Origin of the sequence: Sedimentitalea sp. (genome assembly GCF_039973035.1) — a bacterium.
Lineage (GTDB): Bacteria > Pseudomonadota > Alphaproteobacteria > Rhodobacterales > Rhodobacteraceae > Sedimentitalea.
The window spans coordinates 1-7,586 of sequence record NZ_JBDWLR010000027.1 but is presented as its reverse complement, the minus strand read 5'-3'; the positions used below and the strand labels follow the sequence as shown (position 1 = coordinate 7,586).

Here is a 7,586-nt window from a genome sequence, read left to right as displayed (position 1 = left end):
TGGGAGAGTAGGTCATCGCCAAACCTAATAAGAACCATTCAATCTAAAACGATAACAACCAAACCACATAAAACGCAAAAACTGCATCGCTGAAATCAGTGTTTGCGCATCTGTGGATATCAGCCTTAAATTGACTACAGTGTAAGCGGTATCACGGCAGTATTTGTTTGTCTTTTGCGTATTTTATCATATCGACGGCGCTTGTCAGGGTGCCGATGGCGCCGAAGGTTTCCTGATCTGTCATGTTCGTGTTATTTTGGAATGCCTTCATTCCTTGATCCAGGAGTATTATGAACTCCTTTTCATCAATGATCTTTGTTCTGATACCTCCAACGATCATGGCTTCGATCAGCATTTGAAGTGCCACAAGCTGTCCAGCCTGCACTTCGATGGCGTTTTGCGCTTCTTTTAGTTTACTCATGGTTGGACGCCAATCTCTCTGATCTGGGGTTAAAGGGGTAGTTCCAAGGCATCAACTCATCGATGCGCACAGCGGGATGTCCTGCCGTAATGGCCTCCAAGGTCGCTTTGAGATAAGCGTATGGCTCGACGTCGTTAAGTTTGCAGGTCTCAATCAGGGGCGCGATGCGCGCCATGTTCGGCCGCCTTCATCGTGGCCTGCGAACAGCGCGTTTTTCCTGTTGAGCGCGATGGGGCGGAGTGCGCGCTCAACAATGTTGCTGTCCATCTCGACGGTGCCGTCATCATGGAACAACTTTAGACCCGTCATGTATTTGGCAATGTAGCTGAGCTTCTCGCCAAGGCGTGACTTTGCAGAGATGCGGGAACGGGCCGTTTTGAGCCAGACCTCGAAGTCAGCCATCAGCGGCTTGGTTTGTTCTTGACGCGCAGCCTTGCGTTATTCAGCCGATTGGCCCCTAATCGCCTCCTCTATCTTGTAGAACTTGGCAATGCGCTTAAGCCCTTCTTTTGCAATAGGTGATCCATCGCGGTCATGGACTTCCTTGAGTTTGCGCCGCGCATGGGCCCAGCAATAGGTCAGATTTACAGGGCTAGAGTTGCGGCCGGGCTTGGTCAGCACGTTATAGCCGGTATAGCCATCCACTTGCAGCGTGCCGCTAAAGCCCGTCAGGAAGTCTGTCGCATGTTTGCCGCCACGGCCATCCGCATAGCAGAAGACCACACCCGGCGGCGCAGTGCCACCAAAGGGGCGTTCGTCACGGGCAATGTCACGGGCAATGGCCCAGAGGTAGCCTGTTTTGGTTTTACCGCGTCCGGGGTCCAACACGGGGCAACGGGTCTCATCCGCAAACAACTTGTTCGATGCCTTCAACTCTTTGAACATGTGATCCACAACGGGGGCGAGATGGAAGGATACCTTGCCCATCCAATTTGCCAGCGTGGAGCGATCAATATTTAGGCCTGATCTTGGGTATATCTGGGACTGGCGGAACAGCGGACAATGATCCGCGTATTAGCCCTTTCGGAGCGCAGCGGTGTTTCGGGATCAAAGATGCAAAAGCTGGCAATAATCTCATGCCGCGCGTTCATAAATTCGGTTTCGAACGCGGGAAAGGCTTCGGATGCCGTAATCAGCTGTGTGCCAAGACCTGTGCTTTCTGATGAGACGGATGCGCCCCCAGAATTTTCAATCGACACTGAGCAGGTATCGCCCGCCTGCGCCAAGCCGATCTTTAACTCAGGTTTTTTGTTTTCCGAACTGCTGATGTATTTCATGGCATTGGTCATGCCTTCAGCCCTCAACAGAGACGATGGAACAGCTTGATCGGGGAACAGCAAGACAGGCTCGATGATGGTTGTAACGTCCACCGCATCGTTGCCAGATGTCGCAAGTTCCAGTGTTTTTTGAACGATACGGTCGAGTTGCTGCCCTGTTGAGAGATGCACGCTGGCCCCTCTCGGCAGATTGCGTTGCAACTGCCGGCCGAGCAATGGACAGACCTGTTCATCCTGCGGGGTGTTCCAGCCTACATCAGGTCGGACAATGGCCCAGAGTTCATCGCTGAGGTGGTCAGGGATTGGATCAAGGCGGTGGGGGCATATACTGCCTATATCGAACCTGGGTCAGCCCTCTCGGGACATCGCTACGCGATACCCTGTCGGCCAGCGCATGGGAGAACGGCTGATGCCAAAGCTTCAACGGGCGGATGCGTTATAAACTGCTGCCAAACGGTGAACGGCAGGTGGGCAGCTTTATTTTTCCGATGATTTTATTGGCCTGCAGGCAGGCGTCATGGGTGAAATGGGCCATTCTGTAGAAGCCACGACAAAAATGACGCTTTGCGTTTTCGATCGCGCATTTTCGCTGACATGGCTTGCCGCCATAGAAGAACATTTCTAGGCGAAGCAGTGTCGACCCTTGGGCCGCGCACCGCGTTGCAAGGCGTGGCATGGGCTTTGGTACGTGTGTTTTTGCGCGGCAAGCCCCTTGGGATGGAGCGCGGCGGACGGATGGCGTTCCCTTTCAAACAGCAGGATCTTGCAGACGCGCTTGGGTTGTCGCTGGTGCATACCAACAAAACACTTGGGATTTTGCGCAAACGTCAGTTGGCACATTGGACAGAAGATGAATTGCGGATCAGTGATTTGCAGGCTCTTGCCGATCTTGCACTGATCGAAACCAAAGCCCCGCAGGTACGCCCCATCTTGTGGTGTGCAATGGGTTATGTGTGTTTGCGAACATCTTTAAGACCCCGGCGTTTCTGCGCTATGCTGTAATTCCTTAAAGCCATCTCGCGATAAGGATGCTATGCGCAAATGAAACAAAGGCTTGGGGACGTCATGAGCAAAAAACTATTTCTAACAGGCGCACATGGCATGGTGGGGAAAAACGTTCTTGCCCATCCGGACGCTCAGGAATGGTCTATTCTGGCGCCAACATCGTCTGAACTGGATTTGACCGACGCGCATGCGGTGCGCGCATTCTTCGTGGCGGAAAAGCCAGACGCGGTGGTGCATGCGGCGGGTAAAGTTGGCGGTATTCAGGCGAACATGGCCGACCCTGTCGGGTTCCTTGATATCAACGTCACAATTGGTCGAAACGTGATCATGGAAGCCCACAATGCGGGGGTTTCGCAACTGGTCAACCTTGCGTCCACCTGCATGTATCCTGCCGGTGCGGCCAATCCTTTGACCGAAGAAATGATTTTGACAGCCCCGTTAGAGCCTACAAACGAAGGCTACGCGCTGGCCAAGATTATGGCGACGCGCATGTGCCAATACATCAGCGCGCAAGACAGTGCGGCGCAGTACAAAACCTTGATCCCGTGCAACCTGTTTGGCCTACATGACAAGTTCGACCCAAAGCATTCGCATCTGGTTCCCGCGATCATCCACAAGATGCACATTGCAAAAACCACAGGGGCAGAGACCGTCGAAATCTGGGGCGACGGCACGGCGCGCCGCGAATTCATGTTTGCCGCCGATTTGGCCGACGCCGTACATCGGTCGCTGGGCGATACCAATACTTTGCCTGATCTTATGAATGTGGGGTTGGGTCACGATCATACAATCAACGCATACTACGAGACGGTTGCCGAAATCGTCGGCTGGGAAGGGCGCTTTGTGCATGACCTGTCAAAGCCCGTCGGCATGAAACAAAAGCTTACGGACACGCGCCGCCAAACGGCTTGGGGGTGGTCGCCGCAAACGTCACTGAAAGACGGGTTGTCCGCAACATACGAACATTATCTGAACGAGGTTTCCAAATGAGCCCTAAATTCCCATTGGCCACATCATCGTGGGACGAAAAAGAACAAGAAGCGCTGCAGCGTGTCATTGCATCGGACATGTTTTCGATGGGGCAAGAAGTGAAAACCTTCGAAGCGCAATTCGCCAAGCAGTTCGGCAGCACCTATGCCGTTATGGTAAATTCCGGATCGTCGGCCAACCTTTTGATGACGGCGGCATTGTTCTACACGAAAACACCAAAATTGCAGCGCGGCGATGAAATTATCGTGCCGGCCGTCAGCTGGTCCACAACATACTATCCGCTTGCGCAATACGGGTTGCACCAAAAATTTGTCGATATCGACTTGAACACACTGAACTATGATCTGGATCAGCTTGAAGCCGCGATAACGGACAAAACCCGCGCTATCATGGTGGTTAATCTTTTGGGAAACCCCAACGATTTTGCCCGCATAAAAAGCATTATTGGCGATCGTGATATCATCATCATAGAAGACAATTGCGAAAGCATGGGGGCCACGTATCAGGGCAAAGAGGCTGGAACCTTCGGCGTCATGGGCACCTATTCGGCCTTTTTCTCACACCACATCTCGACGATGGAAGGTGGTATTGTCGTCACCGACGACGAAGAACTGTACCACGTTATGTTGTCGCTGCGTGCGCATGGCTGGACCCGGAATTTGCCCAAGTTCAACAAGGTTACAGGCGAAAAGTCCGATGATCCGTTTGAAGAAAGCTTCCGGTTTGTGTTGCCGGGCTACAATCTGCGGCCGCTGGAAATGTCCGGCGCACTGGGCCAGGAACAACTGAAAAAACTACCCGGTCTGATAGAAGGCCGCCGCGCGAATGGCGCCATGGTGCAGCGTGAATTGGGACAGCATCCGTTGTTCATGATCCAGCAGGAAATCGGAAACAGCAGCTGGTTTGGCTTCAGCCTTGTGTTACGTCCGGATGCTGACATGCAGCGCCACGACTTGGTAAAGCGCTTGATGGCCGCAGGGTTCGAATGTCGTCCGATCGTTGCAGGAAACTTCACCAAGAACGAAGTCATGCAACACATCGACCATTCCATTCACGGATCGCTGACCAATGCCGATTACATCGATGCCAACGGTCTGTTTGTGGGCAACCATCACTATCCGATCACCGAAGCCATCGCCGCTTTGAAAGCGCTTTAGGGCTTGGATGCGATTTTATTGAGCGAAAGCCGCCGCACCCCCTTGCAGTCCCCAAATTTCCGGACTAAACGCACGGTATTGGCGCGGGATGGAGCAGCCCGGTAGCTCGTCAGGCTCATAACCTGAAGGTCGTAGGTTCAAATCCTACTCCCGCAACCAATATTACTGAATAATTTCAGTTCGTTACAAGCCACCTTCGGGTGGCTTTTTTCGTTGGTGAATTGGCTGGTGTTACACTGGTGCTACGTTGGAGAGCAATTTTGCTTCTGATTGCAGAGACGGGTGCCACCACGTCTCATCATGTAGGGCACGCAACGCAATTACGGACTGGTGCTGGTTGAATATCCAGCAAGATACATGCTTTGCGTTGTCAGCTTTGTCCGGTGGCTTCAACGGATCGACGCAAAACATGCGTTAAAACGTTCTACTGGAGTTTCGTAATCCAGCGTTTTTCGAGGTCGTTCATTGAGCTGCCTCGCTACGGCGCTCAGCTTTGCCTGACTATGTATCGACAAATTCGTGCCCTTTGGAAAGTACTGTCTCAGAAGGCGATTTGTGTTTTCGTTTGTTCCGCGTTGCCAGGGCGAATGTGGTTCGCACAGCTAGACGTCGATATCCGTTGCAAGCGTGAAGGCCTTATGGCCTGCCATCTCTGTTCCTCGATCCCACGTAAGAGATTGATAAAGCTCTTTTGGCAGCTTGCCGGACTGTTTGATTAACGCTTGAATGACGCTGTGGCTGTCTTTGTTGCTGACTTTTGCCAACATCACAAATCGGGTGTGTCGCTCGACCAGTGTGGCGATGAAGCTGTTGCCAGATCCAGCAATCAAGTCTCCTTCCCAGTGTCCCGGCATGGCGCGATCCTCGACATCTGCAGGCCTTTCTCGGATAGAGATAACATCGTTGAACTTGCCCAATCCGCTGCGCTTAAGCGTTGCATGGCGTGACCGCCTGATGGACCGTGTCGCGCGTAGATACGCTTGTAATTCCTTCTTGAGCACCCCTCGTGTTTGGATGAATAGGCTCCGATAAATCGTCTCGTGAGAGATACGCTTGTCGTCGTCATCAGGGTGTACGCGCATCAGCCAACCTGCGATTTGTTGCGGAGACCATTTGCGGTGTAACTTGGTTGATATAATGCGGCAAAGATAGTCGTTCCCAACTCGCTTACAGGGCTTCGGGCGATGCGCACGATCCCAAGTCTGCGCGTCAGATATTGCAGCACGGTAGTTATTGGCACCGCCATTACGGCCGACTTCACGGCTAATGGTGGAAGGTGCGCGATGAAGGCTACCTGCGATCGAACGCAGCGACTGTTTGGCCACAAGGCCGCGTGATATCTCTTCACGTTCACAAAGCGTCAGTGCCAATCCGGATCGCCTTCGTATCGCTGGCCTTATGCCGCCGCCACGTTCCAACAACGGATAAATAGATGATGAGCCGCGATCGAAATGGCGCCCAATCGAGCTCATCGATTCCCCCCGCTGCCAACGATCCCAGATATCTGACTTCTGCTTATCTGTGAAAAATACCCGCGTCCGATAGGCCATGACTTACACTCCATCTTTCCAAAAAGATTAAAGTGTTGCGTCGATCCGTTGAAACCACCGGACAAAGCTGCCGTTTTCTGTAGTTGCGCCAAAGTCCGCTTTGCTGGAAGCTCACTACCTAAGCATAGCCAGTCCCATCATTGCTTCTGGCCGTTAACTTAATGCCAAGACAGACCAATAGACCAGCATAAGGGGTTAGTGGATATGGTTGGCGATGTGACCTAACTTAGCTGTATGAGCAAAGAGTCAAAACATGGCGGAGTCCAAAGTCAATATGCTACACCGCGCCACCTCGCGACGCGTGGGTCCTTTCAGGCGAAGTACGCATCTGTCAGTTGGTTTGACTGGCTGATTGATAAGATCGACCTAAAAGAAGGCGCATGTATCTTAGATGTCGGGTGTGGCCCCGGATGGTTTTGGCAGGCGTCAAGGGATCGGTTGCCAAGCGATCTGCGCGTTTCACTTGTCGATACGTCTCCAGGCATGATCGAGGAGGCCAAGACAAACCTTGCGATAGTGAAGCAGGTCGAAGTTATTGAGGCAGGAATTGCGGATGCTGTCGCTCTGCCTAATGCATCTGAAACTTTTGACATCGTCCTACTTTTGCACGTTCTCTATCACGTCAGTGATCCGCGCTCGGCCATTCAAGAAGCCAGTCGCGTCTTGCGCCCGGGCGGGCAATTGTTCGTTAGCACGAATACTCTCGATAATTTAAACGAACTACATGTGCTCGGCGCACAAGCGTTCGGGGGTCCTCCCGTCGACCCGGGGGCCGCTTTGTTCTCGCTAGACGACGCAGAAAAGATGGTCCGGGACGTATTTGAACACACAGGCCGATATGATTTGATCGATGTTATGGCCTGCACAGACCCAGCTGATGCAGTTGCTGTACTTTTGTCTATGCCACCGGGCAACACTGCGTCCGACAAACAACGTAACCATCTCTCCAAACTGATTAACGACGAAAGCGAAAGAACCGGGGGAGTGCTACGAGCCACGCGCAGAAATGGACTGATCATGGGTATCAAGGCGACTTAGCAGACGCTGGACCTGTCGCGGTTTGATGCCGTTCCTTTGATAGCATTTATTGCAACAAAGGCGATGAACTATGCCCCGCCCGGCAGGGTTATGCGAAGCATGATCCCGAGAGGGGACTGAAACGGACGGACGAATTCCGGCAAGATGC

At 52.7% G+C, this 7,586-nt stretch carries 7 protein-coding genes, 1 tRNA gene and 3 pseudogenes; 6 read left to right on the top strand and 5 right to left on the bottom strand.

From position 1 onward, the window contains the following. Positions 1-151: 151 nt before the first annotated feature. The 4 genes and pseudogenes from ABJO75_RS06215 to ABJO75_RS06200 form a co-directional block, all read right to left on the bottom strand. Complete coding sequence (locus tag ABJO75_RS06215; protein WP_348432395.1) at positions 152-421, bottom strand: hypothetical protein; 270 nt, start codon at positions 419-421, stop codon at positions 152-154. Further along, positions 414-596 carry a transposase domain-containing protein gene (locus tag ABJO75_RS06210; protein WP_348432394.1) on the bottom strand — a complete coding sequence of 61 codons (183 nt, stop codon included), beginning with the start codon at positions 594-596 and terminating at the stop codon, positions 414-416. The genes ABJO75_RS06215 and ABJO75_RS06210 overlap by 8 nt, the downstream gene beginning before the upstream one ends. Then, positions 575-1,375 (bottom strand): annotated as a pseudogene (locus ABJO75_RS06205) (IS66 family transposase). The gene ABJO75_RS06210 and the pseudogene ABJO75_RS06205 overlap by 22 nt, the downstream one beginning before the upstream one ends. Before the next feature lie 2 nt (positions 1,376-1,377). Then, entirely contained in the window at positions 1,378-1,899 is a 522-nt protein-coding gene (locus ABJO75_RS06200; protein ID WP_348432393.1) for a hypothetical protein, read from the bottom strand. Positions 1,900-1,917: 18 nt separating this feature from the next. On the opposite strand from ABJO75_RS06200, the pseudogene ABJO75_RS06195 reads away from it, so the two are divergent. The 5 genes and pseudogenes from ABJO75_RS06195 to ABJO75_RS06175 form a co-directional block, all read left to right on the top strand. Next, positions 1,918-2,105: pseudogene (locus tag ABJO75_RS06195) on the top strand (hypothetical protein); the annotation flags it as partial. Positions 2,106-2,433: 328 nt separating this feature from the next. Further along, a complete protein-coding gene (locus ABJO75_RS06190) occupies positions 2,434-2,700 on the top strand; it encodes a helix-turn-helix domain-containing protein (protein ID WP_348432392.1) in 267 nt (88 codons plus the stop codon). 63 nt (positions 2,701-2,763) lie between these two features. Further along, positions 2,764-3,693, top strand: a complete 930-nt coding sequence (locus ABJO75_RS06185) for a GDP-L-fucose synthase (RefSeq protein ID WP_348432391.1) — start codon at positions 2,764-2,766, stop codon at positions 3,691-3,693. Beyond that, positions 3,690-4,850, top strand: coding sequence for an aminotransferase class V-fold PLP-dependent enzyme (locus tag ABJO75_RS06180; RefSeq protein ID WP_348287054.1), 1,161 nt, complete (start codon positions 3,690-3,692; stop codon positions 4,848-4,850). Before ABJO75_RS06185 ends, ABJO75_RS06180 begins: the two co-directional genes overlap by 4 nt. A gap of 82 nt (positions 4,851-4,932) precedes the next feature. Next, positions 4,933-5,009: transfer RNA gene (locus ABJO75_RS06175), tRNA-Met, on the top strand. Between the two features lie 230 nt (positions 5,010-5,239). On the opposite strand, the pseudogene ABJO75_RS06170 reads toward ABJO75_RS06175, so the two are convergent. After that, positions 5,240-6,400, bottom strand: a pseudogene (locus tag ABJO75_RS06170) (IS30 family transposase). A 234-nt stretch (positions 6,401-6,634) separates the two neighbouring features. On the opposite strand from ABJO75_RS06170, the gene ABJO75_RS06165 reads away from it, so the two are divergent. After that, on the top strand, positions 6,635-7,438 hold the full coding sequence (locus ABJO75_RS06165; RefSeq protein ID WP_348413183.1) for a methyltransferase domain-containing protein: 804 nt from the start codon (positions 6,635-6,637) through the stop codon (positions 7,436-7,438). Positions 7,439-7,586: the final 148 nt, after the last annotated feature.